Origin of the sequence: Mesorhizobium sp. M7A.F.Ca.US.005.03.1.1 (assembly GCF_003997975.1) — a bacterium.
Classification (GTDB): domain Bacteria; phylum Pseudomonadota; class Alphaproteobacteria; order Rhizobiales; family Rhizobiaceae; genus Mesorhizobium; species Mesorhizobium ciceri.
Map to the genome: position 1 here is coordinate 42653 of NZ_RZRO01000013.1, position 18453 is coordinate 61105.

At 61.2% G+C, this 18453-nt stretch carries 17 protein-coding genes and 1 pseudogene; 12 read left to right on the top strand and 6 right to left on the bottom strand.

Annotated elements, in window-relative coordinates; all coding sequences use genetic code 11:
* Positions 1-17: 17 nt before the first annotated feature.
* The 10 genes and pseudogenes from EN990_RS08770 to EN990_RS08815 all read left to right on the top strand — a co-directional run.
* Positions 18-554 carry a hypothetical protein gene (locus EN990_RS08770; RefSeq protein WP_127367943.1) on the top strand — a complete coding sequence of 179 codons (537 nt, stop codon included), beginning with the start codon at positions 18-20 and terminating at the stop codon, positions 552-554.
* Positions 548-1246 carry a CBS domain-containing protein gene (locus tag EN990_RS08775; protein ID WP_127367944.1) on the top strand — a complete coding sequence of 233 codons (699 nt, stop codon included), beginning with the start codon at positions 548-550 and terminating at the stop codon, positions 1244-1246. The genes EN990_RS08770 and EN990_RS08775 overlap by 7 nt, the downstream gene beginning before the upstream one ends.
* 33 nt (positions 1247-1279) lie before the next feature.
* Positions 1280-1678, top strand: coding sequence for a group III truncated hemoglobin (locus EN990_RS08780; protein WP_245321852.1), 399 nt, complete (start codon positions 1280-1282; stop codon positions 1676-1678).
* Positions 1675-2013 carry a ferredoxin FdxA gene (gene fdxA, locus EN990_RS08785; protein ID WP_127367945.1) on the top strand — a complete coding sequence of 113 codons (339 nt, stop codon included), beginning with the start codon at positions 1675-1677 and terminating at the stop codon, positions 2011-2013. Before EN990_RS08780 ends, fdxA begins: the two co-directional genes overlap by 4 nt.
* Positions 2014-2018: 5 nt before the next feature.
* The gene (locus EN990_RS08790) at positions 2019-4037 is read left to right on the top strand and encodes a hydantoinase/oxoprolinase family protein (protein ID WP_127367946.1); all 2019 of its coding nucleotides are present in this window, start codon (positions 2019-2021) and stop codon (positions 4035-4037) included.
* A 19-nt stretch (positions 4038-4056) separates the two neighbouring features.
* A complete protein-coding gene (gene folE / locus EN990_RS36780; RefSeq protein WP_348629880.1) occupies positions 4057-5172 on the top strand; it encodes a GTP cyclohydrolase I in 1116 nt (371 codons plus the stop codon).
* 58 nt (positions 5173-5230) lie between these two features.
* The gene (locus tag EN990_RS08800; RefSeq protein WP_127367947.1) at positions 5231-5911 is read left to right on the top strand and encodes an RNA polymerase sigma factor; all 681 of its coding nucleotides are present in this window, start codon (positions 5231-5233) and stop codon (positions 5909-5911) included.
* A 117-nt stretch (positions 5912-6028) separates the two neighbouring features.
* Positions 6029-6553, top strand: coding sequence for a DUF4142 domain-containing protein (locus EN990_RS08805; protein ID WP_064994314.1), 525 nt, complete (start codon positions 6029-6031; stop codon positions 6551-6553).
* Complete coding sequence (locus EN990_RS08810) at positions 6550-6876, top strand: cupredoxin family copper-binding protein (RefSeq protein WP_206519124.1); 327 nt, start codon at positions 6550-6552, stop codon at positions 6874-6876. Before EN990_RS08805 ends, EN990_RS08810 begins: the two co-directional genes overlap by 4 nt.
* A gap of 586 nt (positions 6877-7462) precedes the next feature.
* Positions 7463-7710 (top strand): annotated as a pseudogene (locus tag EN990_RS08815) (hypothetical protein); the annotation flags it as partial.
* 405 nt (positions 7711-8115) lie between these two features.
* Here EN990_RS08815 and EN990_RS36630 read toward each other — a convergent pair.
* Positions 8116-8241, bottom strand: a complete 126-nt coding sequence (locus EN990_RS36630; RefSeq protein ID WP_263499051.1) for a hypothetical protein — start codon at positions 8239-8241, stop codon at positions 8116-8118.
* A gap of 540 nt (positions 8242-8781) precedes the next feature.
* On the opposite strand from EN990_RS36630, the gene EN990_RS36785 reads away from it, so the two are divergent.
* Together EN990_RS36785 and EN990_RS08830 are read left to right on the top strand one after the other, a co-directional pair.
* Positions 8782-9084, top strand: a complete 303-nt coding sequence (locus EN990_RS36785; protein WP_084015936.1) for a DUF1127 domain-containing protein — start codon at positions 8782-8784, stop codon at positions 9082-9084.
* Positions 9085-10588: 1504 nt separating this feature from the next.
* Complete coding sequence (locus EN990_RS08830) at positions 10589-11158, top strand: DUF488 domain-containing protein (RefSeq protein WP_127367953.1); 570 nt, start codon at positions 10589-10591, stop codon at positions 11156-11158.
* Positions 11159-11188: 30 nt separating this feature from the next.
* Here the strand turns inward: EN990_RS08830 and pgm are convergent, their stop codons facing one another.
* From pgm to EN990_RS08855, 5 genes are read right to left on the bottom strand one after another with little or no spacing between them, the layout of a single operon-like run.
* Positions 11189-12847, bottom strand: a complete 1659-nt coding sequence (gene pgm, locus EN990_RS08835; RefSeq protein WP_206519125.1) for a phosphoglucomutase (alpha-D-glucose-1,6-bisphosphate-dependent) — start codon at positions 12845-12847, stop codon at positions 11189-11191.
* 13 nt (positions 12848-12860) lie between these two features.
* Complete coding sequence (gene tkt, locus EN990_RS08840; RefSeq protein ID WP_127367950.1) at positions 12861-14966, bottom strand: transketolase; 2106 nt, start codon at positions 14964-14966, stop codon at positions 12861-12863.
* 38 nt (positions 14967-15004) lie between these two features.
* On the bottom strand, positions 15005-16654 hold the full coding sequence (gene pgi, locus EN990_RS08845; RefSeq protein ID WP_127367954.1) for a glucose-6-phosphate isomerase: 1650 nt from the start codon (positions 16652-16654) through the stop codon (positions 15005-15007).
* Positions 16654-17751 carry a transaldolase gene (gene tal / locus EN990_RS08850; RefSeq protein ID WP_064994320.1) on the bottom strand — a complete coding sequence of 366 codons (1098 nt, stop codon included), beginning with the start codon at positions 17749-17751 and terminating at the stop codon, positions 16654-16656. The genes pgi and tal overlap by 1 nt, the downstream gene beginning before the upstream one ends.
* 43 nt (positions 17752-17794) lie before the next feature.
* Complete coding sequence (locus EN990_RS08855) at positions 17795-18046, bottom strand: DUF982 domain-containing protein (protein WP_127368533.1); 252 nt, start codon at positions 18044-18046, stop codon at positions 17795-17797.
* Positions 18047-18453 lie beyond the last annotated feature (407 nt).

Consider the following 18453-nt stretch of genomic DNA (forward strand, 5'->3'; position numbering starts at 1 on the left):
GCTCGACGATGACAATAATGGACAGGCTTGAACACGATTTCGGCAGAATACTTTCCGGCAGGGACATCCAGTGTCATGTAGTAGGGCAAATGGTATCTGCCAGCCTCGATGTAGATGGCCGCATTCCAATTGCTCTCGTAGATGGCAGTGCTCTCAAAAGACGGCTCCGAGAGGAACTGCTCCTGCAAGCACAGACCCGGCTGCCGATCACCTATGCAAGACTGGCCGAGAGCATAGTTGGTTCAGACGCAACAGGGGTGATTCGGGATGTGCTCGAACAACTGATGGACGACGATGCGGACGAAGGCCTGCCATTGCTTGCGGCTGTTGCCGTGAAGGCGCTCGAACCCGGTTTGCCCGCTCACTGGTTCTTCCGGAAAGCCGAGGATATGGGGCTGTTCGCTGGCGATCCGACCAATCTGGAAGCCTATGCTTTCCATGCGAGGGAGTTCTATCGCGCGATCCACCTCCATGCTGGCAACGGGCAAGTCTCTGGAACGACCTTGCCGCCGGTTCTGCCGCCCGCAGACAGGTCAAGGAGAACGAAATGCTGACCGCCAAGGACGTCATGACGTCACCTGTTATTGCGATAGGGCCTGACAGTACGGTGGATGAGGTCGGCGATATTCTCCTGTCGTACGGGATCAGCGCCGTGCCGGTGATTGATCGAGGTGCGCTGCTGGGCATCGTCAGTGAAGGAGACCTGATCCGCCGGGCAGAGATCGGTACAGCCCCGCAACATCGTTCCTGGTGGCTTCGGCTTTTCGCCAACAACGCCGCCCTTGCGGAAGGCTATGTCAAGTCTCATTCCGAGCATGTGACCGACGTCATGACAAAGGAGGTTGCGACTGTGGTCGAGAGCACGCCAGTCGTCGAGATCGCAACCCTGCTTGAACACAATCGGATCAAGCGTGTTCCGGTGCTGCGCGACGGACAGATTGTGGGGGTCGTCAGTCGTGCCGATCTGGTGCGGGCGCTGGTCGTCGCCAGGAAACGTTGGCGCGCTCCGGTGTCGCAGGACGACAGCAGCATCAGGCTGGAGATTATTGAAGCCTTGCGATCCGAATCATGGCCCTCGACCGGAAGGTCGGACGTGACCGTGACCAACGGCGTAGTTACGTTCTCGGGAGCTTACCTGTCCGAGCAGGAGCGCAAAGCCACGCTCATCCTGGCTGAAAACACCGCTGGCGTGCGGGCTATCGATGATCACCGCATTCCCCTCGATATGACCTACGGTGTGGTCTGAAGGGCCGGATAAGCGCTGGACCAGAGCATGCCCTTGACACAGACAGCCCCGATTTCCGACGAGCAGATTCGACAACTCGTCGACTCCTTCTACGACAAGATCCGCGCCGACGCGGATCTCAGGCCGATTTTCGAGCGCGTCGTTGCCGGTGATTGCGAAACGCATCTGGCGAAGATGTACGAATTTTGGTCCTCGGTCATCCTGACCAGCGGATTCTACAAGGGAAGTCTCGTCGCGGTCCGCAAGCACATGGGTGGGTTGGAGATCGGTCTGCTCGGCCGGTGCCTCGCCTTGTTTGGCGAAAGTTGCGACGAATTGCTGGACAGGGAGACTGCGGGACTGTGTTGGCTGAAGGCCGCCCATGTCGCCGAAAGTCTGAAGCTGTTATTGTTCTGTCGCCCTGACCGGCCATGGCTGAGAAACGCCTCATGACGTTCGTGGTCACCGACAATTGCATCAGATGCAAATACATGGACTGCGTGGAAGTCTGTCCCGTGGATTGTTTCTATGAAGGCGAGAACATGCTCGTCATCCATCCCGATGAATGCATCGACTGCGGCGTCTGCGAGCCAGAATGCCCGGCGAAAGCCATTTTTCCCGATACCGTGCCTGGTCTCGACGATTGGCTCGCGCTGAACGCCGAGTATGCGTCTGCGTGGCCTAATATTGCGGTCAAGCGTGATCCACCCGCCGACGCCAAGGCGTTCGACGGCGAAGCAAACAAGCTCGCGAAATATTTTTCACCCGAACCCGGGCTAGGCGACTGATCAAGATGAACGCATATACCCACCAGCCGTCGCCCCTGTATCTGGGCGTCGACACCGGCGGCACGTATACCGATGCCGTGCTGTGGTCAGAATCTACAGGCATCGTGGCCAAGGCCAAATCGCTGACCACACGGCACGATCTTGCCGAGGGCATCGCCGGTGCCGTCGACGCTGTTTTATCCGAGGCTGCCATCGAACCCGGCGCGATCAAGCTCGTCTCCATGTCGACCACGCTCGCGACCAACGCCCTCGTCGAAGGGCAGGGCGGACGGGTCGCGCTGGTGATGATCGGTTTCGCCGAAGCCGACCTTGACCGGAACGGATTGTCAAAGGCTCTCGGCTCCGATCCCGTGATCTTTTGTCCGGGCGGACATGACGTCCATGGCGATCCGCGTCCGCTGGTGCTGGACGCTCTCGTGGCCGCGCTGCCGTCTCTCGCCGACACGGTTTCAGGCATCGCCGTGGCCTCCTATTTTGCGGTTCGCAATCCCGAGCATGAGGTCGCGGTACGTGACGTCATTCGCGAGCGTACCGGGCTTCCGGTGACCTGTTCGCATGAGCTGTCGTCTAAACTCGGCGGCCCGCGACGGGCGATGACCACGCTTCTCAACGCCCGGTTGATCTCGATGATTGATCGTCTTGTCGACGCCACCGAAGGCTTTCTGGCAAGACGCGGGATCGTCGCTCCGCTCATGGTCGTGCGCGGCGACGGCGCGCTTATCACCGCAGAATTCGCCCGCGCCCGGCCGATCGAGACCATCCTGTCAGGACCAGCGGCCAGCCTGGTTGGAGCCCGGTACATGACCGGTATTGATGACGGAGTGGTGTCCGACATCGGCGGCACCACCACCGACATCGCCGTTCTGGACGGCGGTCGCCTGCGGCTCGACCCGGAAGGCGCTACCGTCGGCGGAATGCGAACCATGGTGGAAGCCGTCGCCATGCGCACCTTTGGCCTCGGGGGAGATTCGGAAGTCTCGCTCCATGAGCGGTCGCTGACTTCGACGATCGTGCTCGGCCCCCGTCGACTCGTGCCACTGGCGCTCGCCGCGGTGAAGCACGGCGATGCCATCCATAATGGCCTCAAGCGGCAATTGCTCAGCCCCAACACCAGCCGGCTGGACGGCCGCTTCGCGTTGTGCACAGGTGTCCCCGAGCGTCTGGCTGCGGGCCTGACCGTTACCGAGGCGCGGCTCTATGCCCACATTTCGGCAATTCCCGCCGCGCTCGATCGGCTGCTCGTATCGACATCACAGGTCGCAACGCTCAATCGCCTGGTCGCGCGTGGTCTGGTGCATATTGCGGGCTTCACGCCATCCGATGCGGCCCATGTGCTCGGCCGGCAGGGCAACTGGGATCCTGTCGCGGCTCGACTGGGCGCCGAATTGTTCGCACGCAAGCGCGACGGCCAAGGGCATCGTGTCGCCAAAGGAGCGGAAGCATTTTCCGAGATGGTCCTCATCGCCGTCACCCGGCGTTCTGCAGAAGCCATTCTTGAAACAGTCTTTGCCGAGGACGGGCTGGATGGCGGCGTCTCTGTTGCCAATCCGCTGGTTCAGCGTGCCGTTGGCCGACGAGGCGGCATGGCGCAGCTGTCGATCGCACTCGACCGGCCGGTGATCGGCCTCGGCGCTTCGGCATCGCTTCACTACGCGGGGCTGCCGCCGATCCTCGGCAATGCGTGCAAGATCGCCGAACACGCCGACGTCGCCAATGCGCTAGGCGCGGTGGTCGGGCAGGTACGGATGTCAGCGGAAGCCCGCGTCAGCCAGCCGGAGATCGGGCTTTTCCGTCTCAATTCCGGCCTGCGGCTGGACGATTTTGACACCGAGGACGAAGCAATGGCCGCCGCCGAAGCCCACATTCGCGCTCTGGCGGCAGGTCTCGCCGAGCGCGCCGGGACCGATCAGGCTCGGATCGAGATCTCACGGGACATAAGGGTTGCCACAATCGAGGGCGAGCGCAGTTTCGTCGAAGCCATCGTCGTCGCGACAGCCACCGGGCGGCCGCGGATCGCGTCCTGACCCGGATAGGGGCCGCCCTGTGGCCACGGCCGGAACGTTGCGCAGGCTGGAGCCCTTCGCCGATCTGAAGACCGATATAGGCCCTGGTGCAAATGAATACTCCGCACGCCAGCGAGACTTTGCAGTGGGTGCATGTGCCGTCGACCGCCAGCAAATGGTCGCCGACGCGTACCAGGACCACCAGCTGACCGGCGGCATCGGCATTATCGCGATTGCCACGATGAACACACCAACAGCGAGGTCAGGGTCGGTTTCCGCGGGCTGTTTCGATGCCATCTTGGTTCTCCTTCACGATCCTGACGGCGTGCGTCGACCATGCGCCAGACATGAAATTGGATGCAGCGCTTTTCGAAAAGTTCCCGTGGTTCGCCACGGATGGGAACCTTCCTCCTGGGTGTCGTGCCAGTCGGGAACCAATCCTCGCCAGCCGCATCCAATGGTTTCGAGCGTGGAACTGGAGAGACCGATGGACCTGCATTCGCAAATTCTGAACGACACCGAAGATGGCGTGTCGGCCTCCGCCGAAGGAAATTCAGTGGGAGACGGCCAACCCAGAGCAGTCGGCCGCGTCCGGCCGACGCGCTTCGATGCTGAGGCCGCGGTCAGGACGCTGATCTCTTGGGCCGGCGACGATCCGGCCCGACCCGGTCTTATCGATACTCCTGCGCGTGTCATTCGTGCCTATGAAGAGTGGTTTGCCGGCTATCGGCAAGATCCTGTGAGACTGCTCGAACGGACGTTCGATGAAATCGGCGGCTATAACCAGGCGGTCGAACTGCACGACATAGCGTTTCATTCTTTCTGCGAGCACCACATGGCCGCAATCCACGGCAAGGCGTACATCGCCTACATGCCCCTCAACCGCGTGGTGGGCATCTCCAAATTGGCAAGGGTCGTCGAGGCTTGCGCTCGCCGCTTGCAGGTACAGGAGCGGCTCACGGATGATATCGCTTGCGCGATCGAGGATGCCCTGCAGCCGGGTGGAGTGGCCGTCGTGCTTGTGGCCGAGCATGGCTGCATGACATCGCGCGGCGTCCACGCGCACGGCACCCGCATGGTCACCAAACGCATGCTCGGCGTTTTCGAGACGAACATCGATCTGAGGCGCGAATTCCTGTCGTCGATTCCGGTGTGACGAATTTTCAGGAACCTTGTTGTCGAGACCAATCTCTTGAAGGGCAAGGAGACTGCTCATGTCGTACGTTCGGCGAGACGCGACCGAAATCATCGCTGCCTCTGGCGACCTGGAATTGACGCAGCGAGCCCTGGCGCGCGACGGCGCTGCCTTTCGCACCATCATCAAGACGCATAACCAGCGGCTTTACCGCATCGCGCGCGGCGAGGTGCGCAATGACAGCGAGGCCGAGGACATCGTCCAGGAGGCCTATGTCAGGGCCTTTGCCCATCTCGGCAGTTTTCGCGGCGATGCCTCGCTCGGCACGTGGCTGTCGCGCATCGTCATCAACGAAGCGCTCGGCCGGTTGCGTAAAAGATGGCGATCGGTGGCGATGCCCGAGAACCCGCAGGCCGAGATTATCCAGTTTCCCCTCAACCCCAGCGATGATCCGGAGCGGACAATGGCGCAACGGCAAATCCTGGCCCTTGTCGAACGGGCGACCGACAGCCTTCCAGATCTCTACAGGATGGTGTTCGTGGCGCGGGTGATCGAGGGCCTGAGCATTGAAGAGACTTCAGAACTACTCGGCGTGCGGCCCGAAACCGTCAAGACCCGCCTGCATCGCGCTCGCGCCCTGCTGCGCAAGGCGCTGGATGACCAGATCGGGCCGGTGCTGCTCGACGCCTTCCCCTTCGCTGGCCGGCGCTGCGAACGGTTGACCGCTGCCGTGATGAAGCGGCTCGGCCTGGAAGGCTGACCCATTTTCTGATTTGGCGGATTTTCGCGGGAACGTTTGCCGCCGCGCTGCATCCAATGATGCGTCAACCGGAAACGAAGCCCGAGGCGATCCCCGCATCCGGGCGAAGGAGATGTCATGCTTATTCGTCACACCGCCGCTCTGGCCGCCTTGCTGCTGCTTGGCACTGCCCCGCTTGCGCAAGCCGCCGACAAACCAACCGACCCGCAGATCGCCCACATCGCCTATACAGCCGGCGTGATCGATGTCGAGGCGGCCAAGCAAGCGCTCAAGAAGTCGAAGAACAAGGAGGTGCTCGCCTTTGCCAAGGACATGGTCCGCGACCATGAGGCGGTGAATGTCCAAGCGCTCGACCTGGTCAAGAAACTCAAGGTGACGCCGGAAGACAACGCCACCAGCAAGGCGCTGACCAAAGCCGCCGCGGAGGAGCGGGCCAAGCTCGCCAAGCTCAAGGGAGCGGCCTTCGACAAGGCCTATGTAGACAACGAGGTAGCCTATCACAAGCAGGTCGACGACGCTCTCCAAACGCTCCTGATTCCCTCTGCGAGCAACGCCGAGCTCAAGGATCTGCTGGAGACCGGCCTGAAGATATTCCAAGGCCATGAACAACATGCCGAACATGTCGCCGGCATGCTGAAATGAGAACAGCGCTGATGATGCCGAAACGGCAACTGTGGATTGCACTGGCGCTAACAATCGTCGCCGCGCCGGTGAAGGCCGAAACCATCCAGGTCACCATCGACAAGCTGGTGTTCTCGCCAGTGACCGTCGAGGCGAAGGTTGGCGACACGATCGAGTGGGTAAACAAGGACGTGTTTGCCCACACAGCCACCGTGAAGGGTGGCTGGGATGTGATGATCCCGCCGAAGAAGTCCGGAAGCCTGAGATTGAAGGCCGCGGGAGCGGTCAACTATTTCTGCCGCTTCCACCCCAACATGAAGGGCCGCATCACGGTGGCGCCATAGCTGGAGCGTGGGATCGCGACAGGCGTCGCGATCCAACAATTCGGGGGGCGTCGTGCCCAAGGAGGTTACGCAGGCAAAGACCGCTTTGTCTTTGCGGGCGGCGACAGATTCGGCGCCACTCAGGTTGGCATTCTGCGCTCGCTCGCGCGCCGCGGCAATTGCAGCGTATATGGTTGTCGGTTCGAGAGTTGGCGCACTGAACGAGGCCTACTATGCTGGCGATCTCACGATGGAAGGAAACCCGGATCGAGACTATCTGGCGTGGATTGGGCCGGCGCGACGTCTTTCCGTTGACATGGAAAGTGAACCGGATGAAGCGGTCTCGCGTATGGGAGGGTAACGTTCAAGGCCATGCCGACCCCTTCTGATACGCCAGCATCAACGAAGCAAGCACGAAAGAAGCGACAGTCCAATCGAAGGACTGGCGATATCTGGCTGTAGCGGAAGGACAGTGTCGATCGGTCCCGCCTGATCACGCCGAAGCACACTGGCACCGACGGCATGGTCTCTGACTAGCGCTCAGAGCCGTAAATGGGTCGCCTTTATCAAGAACCGCTTCGAGGCGCTGCTGAGGGAGACGGCCGCTATCCTTTGCGGCCATCATGGACTAGCAGCTCATGCTCGTTTCGCCATCGGCTGCTACGTCTACCGAGTGGTCCGGGCCCGCGCACGCAGGACCGGGTGCTCTGCCTCGGCGCGATGTAGGTCTGCGCGATGCTCCTTGCGCTCACTGCCGGCACCCGCACTGGAAGCGAGGTGTATTTCGAAGGGCGTCCTAGGATCCATGTCGAGCAAGCGCTCGCCAAGTTCCTCATGCGCGGGGAGGTGATCGAATGCTCCAAGCCGCCGACCTGCCGCCGTGGGCTGCCTGCCGACCCCCCTGCTTCTGATCGGAGTGGTGCTTACCCTTGCCGGAGCCATCGCAACACTGCGATTCGGCAGCTTTTGCTAGCGAATCCACGTACCTACACTTGGCCTCGGCTGGGGAACGGGCGCGACCGCGCTTGCTCAATCGTCTTCTCGTCGGCGCTCGGTTCCCGCGTCGGAGCCCGCGAACTGCTGGTCGCCGCCTTCGTCACGGTCACCTGATGCTCATTGCCCGGGCAGCACGTTTCCGTGCCAGGACCGCAGGGAAGACCGGCATCCCTTCGAGGTCAGAGGTGAGGCAGGCTTGCGGACATGCGTCGAACACGCTGCGGCGGCACCGGATAAGTGATGCCGCCGCAGTCATTACGAGCGTCAGCGGCGACGACCGGCCAAATTTGGGCCCGCAACGATCGCCGACACCGAAGTCGCCGCCTGACCCTTGACCTCCTTGTCCTGCTTCGGTTTGCGGGTTTCGCGGTTGCCCTTCCTCTTTGCCATTCCTTGTCTCCTTGCTGGCAAGCACTGTGCGGCCCCCGGTCGACGGCCGGCAGCGCGCTTCGTGCGAAAACGATGAAGCTGCAGGATCCCCTGGCCAGGCGGATACTCCCCGCGCGGCCAGGGTTACCGGCGCGTTTTGCGCCGCTTTCGGAACGTTAGGGAGCTTGGAGGAGGTGTGTTCATGACCTCATTATGGGAACGTCGGATGCAGAAGTCCAAGATGGCTGGCCGATACCGGCCGTTTCGCGTCCAAAGGCCGCACGCGGCGCGCTTCGATTGAATTTCCGTGTAGGAGCCCCATCTACGATGCATGGTAATCGCAGGTCGTCACAAGAAGTTTCTGGTCGTTTCGGCGTTCCTCCTGACGCGTTCCTAGCCCGAGCGGCAAGGGCGCGCCCGCCCGCCGTCTCGGGAACAAATCCCACCCAGTCCGACATCGTATCCGGTCGTTCAGCGGCCGGCTTGTCGGCATGTCCATGACCAAGCTCGCATGAGGTTCCGCCATGTGCGGCCGCGGGCTACTTCGGCGGAGAGACCAACATGTCCAAAATCGACCGCACTTATCCATCGGCATCAGAACGCGGGTCCGAACGCAAGTCCAGAACCACAGTGCGGCAGCTGTTCCTTCGTGCCATCCGCCAATGGCAGCGGAGCCGCGCGATCAACGAACTCTCGCGACTGGACAACAGGCAACTCGAGGACATTGGCATTTCGCGCAACCACATCCCGCGGGTGGTTGAGGGTCTTTTCAGTCCAGAAGGAGCCAAACCTCTCCCAATGGCGGACTACCTGGGCGAGAGCCCGGTAATCGTGGCGGAATCCTATATTCCCCGGAGGGCCTGACATGGACACGATCACAAAGACCATCATAGCCGTAGGTCTTCTCGGCCTGATGGTGACCGCGTTCGCGATGCTCTGAGGGGCATCGGTGGCGCATTCCCGCAGTTGAAGTCGGGATGAAGTAGGCAGGACAGCATGTGCATGGAGACGTTCATCAGGATTTCGAGGCTTGCCGGGAAGGTCGCGTCCTTTCCCGGAGCAAACTCTTTGACCCTGAATCCCGCACCTAACCTGCTCCGGAGCATTCCAGGCAAAGCGGTTTGGCGCCGAGCGCCGCATCGATGGAGCGTGTCATGAGAACAGTCCGAACGAGGCAGGTGTGCCTCTCCTGCAATAGCCTCTTGCCCCGCGCCGCAGTCCGCTGCCCCTGGTGCATCTCGTCGACCGTCACTCCTGCCGCGATTGCGGATCACTGCGCGTCGGGGACGAGGCCCGGCGGACGAGCAAGCCGGGCCCAGGTGCTGCAGTGAGACCGGCCAATGCGATGCCGGTCCCGCCGACCCTGATCGATCCCGCCCGAAACGCCGCCACTTCGGCGGAGCGGGGAACGTGGGCGCTTGGGGAGGTCGCCCGGACATCATCCTCTGTCCATCCCGCTACGAAGCGCGAGGCGCTCTGGCCTCTCGGGTCTGCTCGCCGAAAGGGGCGGGCAAGCCGGGAAGCCGTGTTGGCTGCCCTGCTGCGGCGGGAGCGCCGCGGGCCGACATACATCGGCGGCGGAATCGCGATGCCGCACGGACGAAATGACGAGTCCCTGCTGCCAGCGGCGGCAGTCCTCCGTCTCCGGCAACCTGTGCACTACGCTACGGCGGACGGCGACATGGCGGACATCCTCGTAGCCGTCCCGTGGCCGAAGGGGGTCTCGTCAGGATACGTGCCGACGCTCGCCCGCCCGTTCGTCGGCCAGCGGACAAGGCACGCAAGGAATGCCGCAGACTTCACTTCGCCCCCGCCGAAGTCGGAGCGGACCACGTCGGAGAAGGGAAACTACATCGGCGAGCGCATCATGTAGACCATCTCGGTGCCGGACAAGATGATCGCGGCTGATGCCTAGCCGCTGCAACCAAACCCTGGATCCATGCTGCGGTACTGTGGGCGTGGTGATGGGCTTCTTCGCCTTGTGCCGCCCTTGGGGCGAGCATGGTGGCAAGGGGCGCTCTATCTCCTAATCTCCGACGCCGTCTATAGCGCTCATCCGTGGTTGCGTTCGGCACGCCGGTCATCGGCGTCAGTCTGTGCACACGAACGATCGTGCCGCTGCCCCCCCCCTGGCTTCCGAATTCCAGCTCACGTAACGCTGACTCGAGCCATGTGGCTCGACCAAGGGTGACAGGGATTCTCGCGCGAGACGCCATTCTGCACCTGGATGGCGCAATCGAATGGCGATGATCCACCACTCAACCTTTGCACGCGAATTCGGTTCCAGCGATCGCTTCCCGATGCAGGGGTCTTTTTTGATCTGCGCGATAAACAGGCTACAATCCGCGTCGAGGTGGCCAAGGTCGCCGTGCGCCGTCAGATTGGAATCGAAACGAACAGCTTCTTCACCATAGGCCATTCCACGCGTACGATCGTCGAGTTCGCCGAACTGCTTAGGGAGTCTCGTGTCGATTTCGTTGTCGATGTGAGGTCGATGCCGCGCTCGCGCACCAATCCGCAGTTTAACGAAGACAGCCTTCCGGGAGCGTTGGCGCCGTGGCAGATCGGCTATAAGCATGTCGCTGCGCTTGGCGGCTTGCGGGGCAAGGCGCGGGGGGCGGAACCTTCCCCCAATAGCTATTGGCGCGTACGTGGTTTTCGCAACTACGCAGACTATGCGCTGACCGAGCCGTTCGCCAAAGGCTTGGCGCAACTGCGAGAGCTCGGCAGCCGGCATCGCTGCGCAATCATGTGCGCGGAAGCCGTCTGGTGGCGCTGCCACCGCCGCATCATTTCCGACTACCTGCTCGGAGAAGGCGAACGGGTCATGCATATCCTAGGGGCCGGTCATGTCGAGGAGGCCAGCCTGACCCCAGGCGCTGTCGTGCGCCATGATGGAACGATCGTTTACCCCGGGGAGCATCTCCTCGGGACGTAAGCATGGGTCATCACAAGCCGTGCAGCCGGTTCAGCTTCCTTTGGTTGCCCCGAGCGCATGGTCGACGGTCGTCTGCGCCTCGGCCAGGATGGCGCGCAGGTGGTCCTGTCCGCGAAAACTCTCAGCGTAGATCTTGTAGATATCCTCGGTACCTGACGGGCGCGCGGCGAACCAGCCGTTTTCCGTGGCCACCTTGACGCCGCCGATTTCGGCATTGTTGCCCGGTGCCCGGCTGAGCACCGACCGGATCGGTTCGCCAGCCAAGATCTTCGACGTGATCTCATGCGGCGAGAGCTTCGACAGTTTCTCTTTTTGTGCTGGGGTTGCCGTTGCCTGGAGCCGGTCGGCGACCGGTTCGCCCAATGCCTTCGTCAGGTCGCGATAGACCTCGCCGGGATCGCGACCCATCCTTGCCATGATCTCGGCCGACAGCAACGCCGGCACGATGCCATCCTTGTCGGTCGTCCAGACGGCGCCGTTGCGGCGCATGAACGTCGCACCAGCGCTTTCCTCGCCGCAAAAGCCCATCGAGCCGTCCTGAAGGCCCTCGGCGAACCATTTGAACCCGACCGGCACTTCATACAGTCTGCGCTTCAGCCTGGCGCTGACGCGATCAATCATCTGGCTGCTCACCACCGTTTTTCCCACAGCGGTGTCCTTGCGCCATTCAGGGCGATGCTGGAACAGGTAATCAATCGCCACCGACAAGTAATGATTGGCCGGCAGCAGCCCGGCACTGCGCGTGACGATGCCGTGCCGGTCGTGATCGGTGTCGCATGCGAAAGCGATGTCGAATTGATCCTTCAGGCTGATAAGGCCTTGCATGGCATAAGCTGAAGACGGGTCCATGCGGATCTGGCCATCCCAATCAACCGTCATGAAACGAAAAGTGGGATCGACGTGGGGATTGACGATGGTCAGGTCGAGTTTATAGCGGTCGGCTATGGCGGGCCAGTAGTGGACTCCCGCGCCGCCGAGCGGGTCGACGCCCATGCGAACATGCGCTCCCCGAATGGCGTCCATGTCGATGACATTGCCGAGATCGTTCACGTAAGCGTTCAGGAAATCGTGGGCATGGACTGTAGGCGCATGGAGGGCCTTCTCGAACGGCATCCGCCGCACGCCTTTCAGGCCGTTGCCAAGCAGCTCATTGGCCTGTTGTTCGATCCAGCCGGTGACATCGGTATCCGCCGGCCCGCCATTGGGCGGGTTGTACTTGAAACCTCCGTCGCCGGGTGGGTTGTGCGACGGCGTGATGACGATGCCATCGGCAAGCCCGGTCTTGCGGCCTTTGTTGTAGATGAGGATTGCGTGAGAGACGGCAGGGGTGGGCGTATACTCGCCACCGGCCGCCATCATCACCTCCGCCCCGTTCGCGGCCAGCACTTCCAGTGCGCTCGCAAACGCCGGTTCCGACAGCGCATGTGTATCGATGCCGATGAAGATCGGGCCGTCGATGCCCCGTAGCTTGCGGTACAGACAGATGGCCTGGCTGATTGCCAGAACATGTGCTTCGTTGAACGTTCTTTCGACTGCAGACCCGCGGTGCCCGGACGTCCCGAATGCCACGCGCTGCAACGGGTCGGCAAGGTCCGGCGCTTGGCTATAGTAGGCCGTGACAAGCCTGGGGACATTGACCAGCAGGTCGGGCGGGGGCGGCTTTCCGGCCAATGGACTGATGTTCATGATCGTGCTGATTGCCTCATTTGGTGAAAGCCGCACTGCCTGGAGCTTGAATGCCCGCAATTTGCGCCTTGGCAGCCGCAACGACGTGTGCGGGCTCGAATCCGAAGTGTTTTGCGACGACCTTTGATGGAGCGGACAGGCCGAAGCTATGCAGAGCCAGGATGGCGCCGTCGAAGCCGGTATACCGTTCCCATCCGAAACCGGATGCTTCCTCCACTGCCACGCGGGCGGTTATCGTTGGCGGCAGGACGGTGTCGCGATACTCCTTTGGTTGGCTTTCAAACAATTCCCATGACGGCATGCTGACGACGCGTGCCTTGATGCCCTCGGCCTTCAGCTGTTCATAGCCCGTCACGCACAGCGCGACTTCGCTGCCGGTCGCCAGCAGCAGGACGTCGGGTCGGGCGTCGGGAGCATCGGCCAGTACATAAGCGCCCCGTGCCACGCCGCCTGCGTTTGCGTAGGTCGAGCGATCGAGCGTCGGCACCGGCTGTCGCGTCAGTACGAGGCAGACGGGCCTGTCCTTGAGATGAATGATGACCTTCCATGCCTCCATGACCTCATTCGCATCCGCCGGGCGCAGCACGATCATGCCGGGCATGGCGCGGAACGAGGCAAGCTGCTCGATGGGCTGGTGGGTTGGCCCGTCCTCGCCGAGACTGATGGAATCGTGGGTCCAGATGGAGATGAGCGGGAGTTCCATCATCGAGCTCAGCCGCAGCGCCGCGCGGCAATAGTCGGTGAAGATCAGGAAGCTGGAGACGAACGGCCGCAGCTTCGACAGGCTCATGCCGTTGCCGATGGCGCACATGGCATGTTCGCGCAGGCCAAAGTGGAAATTCCGCCCGCGGTAGCTGACGGCCTGGTCACCCTCGGGCGCCTGAAAGTTGCCGGCGAAATCGAATTCGAGGTTCGTCTTGGTTGACGGCGACAGGTCTGCCGCGCCACCCAGCAGCCATGGCAAATGTTCCGCAATAGCGTTCAACACCTGGCCGGACGATTCACGTGTCGCGAGGCCTTTCGCGTCGGCTGAGAAGGCGGGCAACGTGGCGTCCCACCCGGGAGCAACTTCACGTCGCTGCATCTGATCGATCTGTTCGGCCAAGTCAGGATATTGTTTGCGATAGGCAGCAAACAATTTTCGCCAGGCGGCATGAGCGGCGTCCCCACGCTTGCCCATATGTGAGCGGAAATGCGCCACGACCCCGTCCGGAACTTTGAAATCGGCGTCCGGATCCCAGCCGTAGAATTCCTTCGTCAGCCGAACTTCTTCGGCGCCCAGGGGCTCGCCATGCGCTTTGCTGGTGTCATGCTTGTGCGGCGCGCCATAACCGATATGACTTTGAACGATGATCAGCGTGGGGCGGTCATGCGTATCGATGAACATCTGATACGCCTTGCCCAGCAACACCAGATCGTTTGCATCGCTTACCCGCTCGACATGCCATCCGTACGCAAGGAAGCGGGTTGCCACGTCTTCGGTGAAGGTAAGGCCAGTCGGCCCCTCGATGGTGATGTGATTGTCGTCATAAATCCAGCAGAGGTTCGACAATTTGAGGTGTCCAGCCAGCGATGCCGCCTCGTTGCTGAGCCCCTCCATCATGTCGCCGTCGCTGCACAGCGCATAGACAGTGTGCGAGAACAGATCATAATCGGGTCGATTGTAGGTGGCCGCCAGCCACCGTTCAGCAATTGCCATGCCGACGCTTGTGGCGGCACCTTGTCCGAGTGGCCCCGTGGTCGTTTCCACGCCCGAGGTCCAGGCAAATTCGGGATGTCCAGTGCAATGGCTGCCTGCCTGGCGGAACGACTTGAGATCGTCCAACGTCACGGCCAGCCGGTCGCTCGATGGATAGGCCGGCCCTTTTGCCTTGACGCCGCACACATGAAGCAGGCTGTAGAGCAGAGCGCAGGCGTGACCGGCCGACAGCACGAAACGGTCGCGGTTCGGCCAGTCGGGATCGGCTGCATCATAGCGCAGGAAGTGTTGCCACAGGCAGTAGGCGACTGGCGCGGCATCCAGCGGCGTTCCGGGATGGCCGGAATTTGCCTTCTGGACCGCGTCGATGGAAAGCATCCGCAGCGTGTTGATGCAAAGCTGGTCGAGTTGCGCCTGTACCATATTTTTTCCGATCGGAGTCTTGCGGTCCGGCTGTCGATTCAGTGCTTCTTGATCCGGCGATAGCGCTCGATCAAAGCATTGGTCGAGCTGTCATGTTGAAGATTTGGGGTCGCGGAAACTTCCAGTTCAGGGATTGTTTTCTCGGCCAGCGCCTTGCCCAGCTCAACGCCCCATTGGTCAAACGAGTCGATGCTCCAGATGACGCCTTGCGTGAAGACGCTGTGCTCGTAGAGCGCCACCAGGCTGCCTAGTATCTTTGGCGTCAGGCGCTCGGCAAGCAACGTATTGGTAGGGCGGTTGCCTTCGAAGGTGCGGTGCGGAACCAGCCAATCCGGCGTCCCTTCCGCTCGGACTTCCCCTTCCGTTATGCCGAAAGCCAGCGCCTCGGTCTGTGCGAAGAGATTTGCCATCAGGAGATCGTGGTGGCGTCCCAGCGGATTCAATGCCTGGCAAAACCCGATGAAGTCGCACGGAACGAGCTTGGTGCCTTGATGAATGAGTTGGTAGAAAGAGTGCTGCCCGTTGGTGCCAGGTTCGCCCCAATAGATCGGCCCTGTTTGGTAGTCGACTTTCGTGCCGCCAAGCGTGACGTGCTTGCCATTGCTCTCCATCGTCAGTTGCTGGAGATAGGCGGGAAAACGCTTCAGATATTGCTCGTAGGGAAGCACCGCGACCGTCTGCGCTTCGAAGAAATTGTTGTACCAGACCGCGAGCAGACCCATCAGAGCCGGCAGGTTCTGATCGAACCGTGCAGTGCGAAAATGCTGGTCCATGTCATGGAAGCCCGACAGCATCGCCTGGAAATTTTCCGCCCCGACGGCGAGCATGGTGGATAGGCCTATCGCCGAATCCATTGAATAGCGGCCGCCGTCCCAATCCCACATGCCGAACATCTGTTCGGTGTCGATGCCGAATTTGGCGACCCCTTCGGTATTGGTCGAGACGGCGACGAAATGCCGGGCCACCGCCCGCTCGTCGCCCAGCTTGCGCAGCACCCATTGACGGGCCGTATGGGCGTTGGTCAGCGTTTCCAACGTTTTGAACGTCTTCGAGCAGATGATGAACAGCGTTTCTTCAGGATTCAGATCTCGCGTCGCTTCCGCGAAATCGGTACCGTCGATGTTCGAGATGAAGCGGAAAATCATGTCGCGCCGGCTGTAGTGGCGCAGCGCTTCATAGGCCATGACCGGCCCGAGGTCAGAGCCGCCGATGCCGATATTGATGACGTTGCGGATCGGCAGGCCTGAATGGCCGCGCCATGCGCCGCTGTGGATCTTGTTCGTGAAATCAGCCATCTTGCCGAGCACCGCGTGCACTTCCGGCACGACGTCGATACCGTCAACTAAAATTCGCTCGCCAATTGGTGCGCGCAGCGCCGTGTGAAGCACAGCACGCTGCTCGGTCACATTGATCTTCTGACCGCTGAACATCGCTTCGATGCGCTCACGCAACCCGGAGGCCTCGGCAAGTTCAATGAGAAGCTGGACCGTCTCAGGCGTGATGCGGTTTTTCGAATAGTCGAGATAAAGTCCGCAGGCGTCGACGGTGAACTGCGTGCCACGTCCGGGATCATCCGCGAAGAGCTGTCGCAGATGCAAAGGGCGCACTTCCTGACAATGCGCCAGCAACGCCTGCCATGCTGAAAGCTCCGTGAGCGGCAATGTCCTGGCCGCAAGAAGCGCGCTCATCATCTGCCGGCCGAACCGTGGCGATGTAACTGCTCGCTCTTCAAGGCAATCACCGCCATCAGATCGGCCCATGATTTGGTGAAGGATTGCGCGCCTTCCAACTGGAGCTGCGCGGCAAGCGCCTGAATGTCGACGCCGGCTTTTGCGAAATCGCCAAGCACGGTTTCGCTGTCGCCGCCATCCTCCCGCATGATGCCGCGCAACACACCCTCTTTCGAAAACGCATGGAGTGTCTTCTCTGGAATGGTGTTGATGGTAGCAGGCGCGGCGAGCGCTTCGATATAATAGGATTGCGGAAGCTGCGGATCCTTGGTGCCGGTGCTCGCCCATAGCAGACGCTGGGAAAGTGCGCCGGCATCGGCCAGCTTGCGCCATCCGGAAGAGGCAAGCCGCTCCCGGTAGGCTTTATAGACTTGCCCGGATATGGCGATACCGAGACGGTTCCGCAGCGCGGGGTTAACCTTATCCATGACCGCCTTGTCCCAGCGGCTGACGAAGATTGAGGCGACAGAGGCGATCTTCGGGTCGAGCCCGGCGTCAATCCGTCGCTGAATGCCTCGGCAATACGCGTCGGCCGCCGCCACATACTGCTCGCACGAAAACAGCAGGGTGACATTCACCGGCACGCCGGCGAAGATCGATTCCTCTATGGCCTCGACACCTGCGGGCGTGCCCGGAATCTTGATGAACAGGTTGGAACACTCCGCCTGCCCATGCAACCGCTTGGCGGCTTCGACAGTGGCGCCGGCATCGTTAGCCAGCAAAGGCGACACTTCCAGGGAAACCCAGCCATCGATGCCGCCCGTCACTTCGTGGACCGGACCAAAAAGTGCTGCGGCTTGCTTCAAATCTTCCAGCGCCAATTCGAAGAATAGCTGCTCGCCCGCTTTGCCTTCTCTGGCTTTTCGACGTAGGGCCTCGTCGTAAGCGGCACTGTTACGAATGGCTTCATCGAAAATTGTGGGGTTCGATGTCAATCCGGTCACCGAAAATTCGGTGCAATAGCGCTGAAGGGTGCCACTGCTCAACAGATCGCGGGTGATGTTGTCCAACCAAAGGCTCTGGCCGAGTTCGTGCAATCGGGTTGTTGCGTTCATTGTGACCTCGCTAGTGGCGGGAAATGGTCCATCCCGGCATTGTCTATTGGTTCGCACAATCGACCAACATGTGCGCTTCCCGCGCTGCGTCGATGAACGCATTTCTTGCGACGTCGGCGGGAACATTGCCGTTCAAGGCCTGTCGGCACGCCGGTTTCGCAGATCGGTGCTTGTCGCTTCTTTCACTGCGCCAATGACCGTTGAGCAGGTCAAAAGCTTGCCGAGTGTTCATAAGGTTTCGGATGTCGCCGCTTATGGCGGTGGCGACAGAAAGTGGCTTGGAAGACCAATACATGGGACAGGCCTCGGATTGGCTGAACCCACGCAACGCGCTTCCTCGGGGGAAGTTTCATCAACCGGCATCACCCTTGCGTGAAACCAGGGTGTGTGAGTATGGCGCCGAAATGAAAAACCCACCTTGGCGGCGGGTCGCGGGCGCAAATCAGCACTATGCCCGTATTAGCAGCACAGTTGCCGGGTCACTAAGCAACCGGGTCGTGCACCGGGGGTCGGTCGCAGCCTTGCCTGTACAGCTTCGGTGAACAGGGGCAGCCGGTCAGCCGATCATCATCTCGCTCACCGACGTACAGGCTTAGGAACGTTTCCGCCAGGCTGGACGGAGCTTCGGCCATATCTTCGCATAGTGCAGTTGCAGGACTGAATCCCAGCAAATCCGCTCCAAGTTGCCGGCTTCGACAGTAG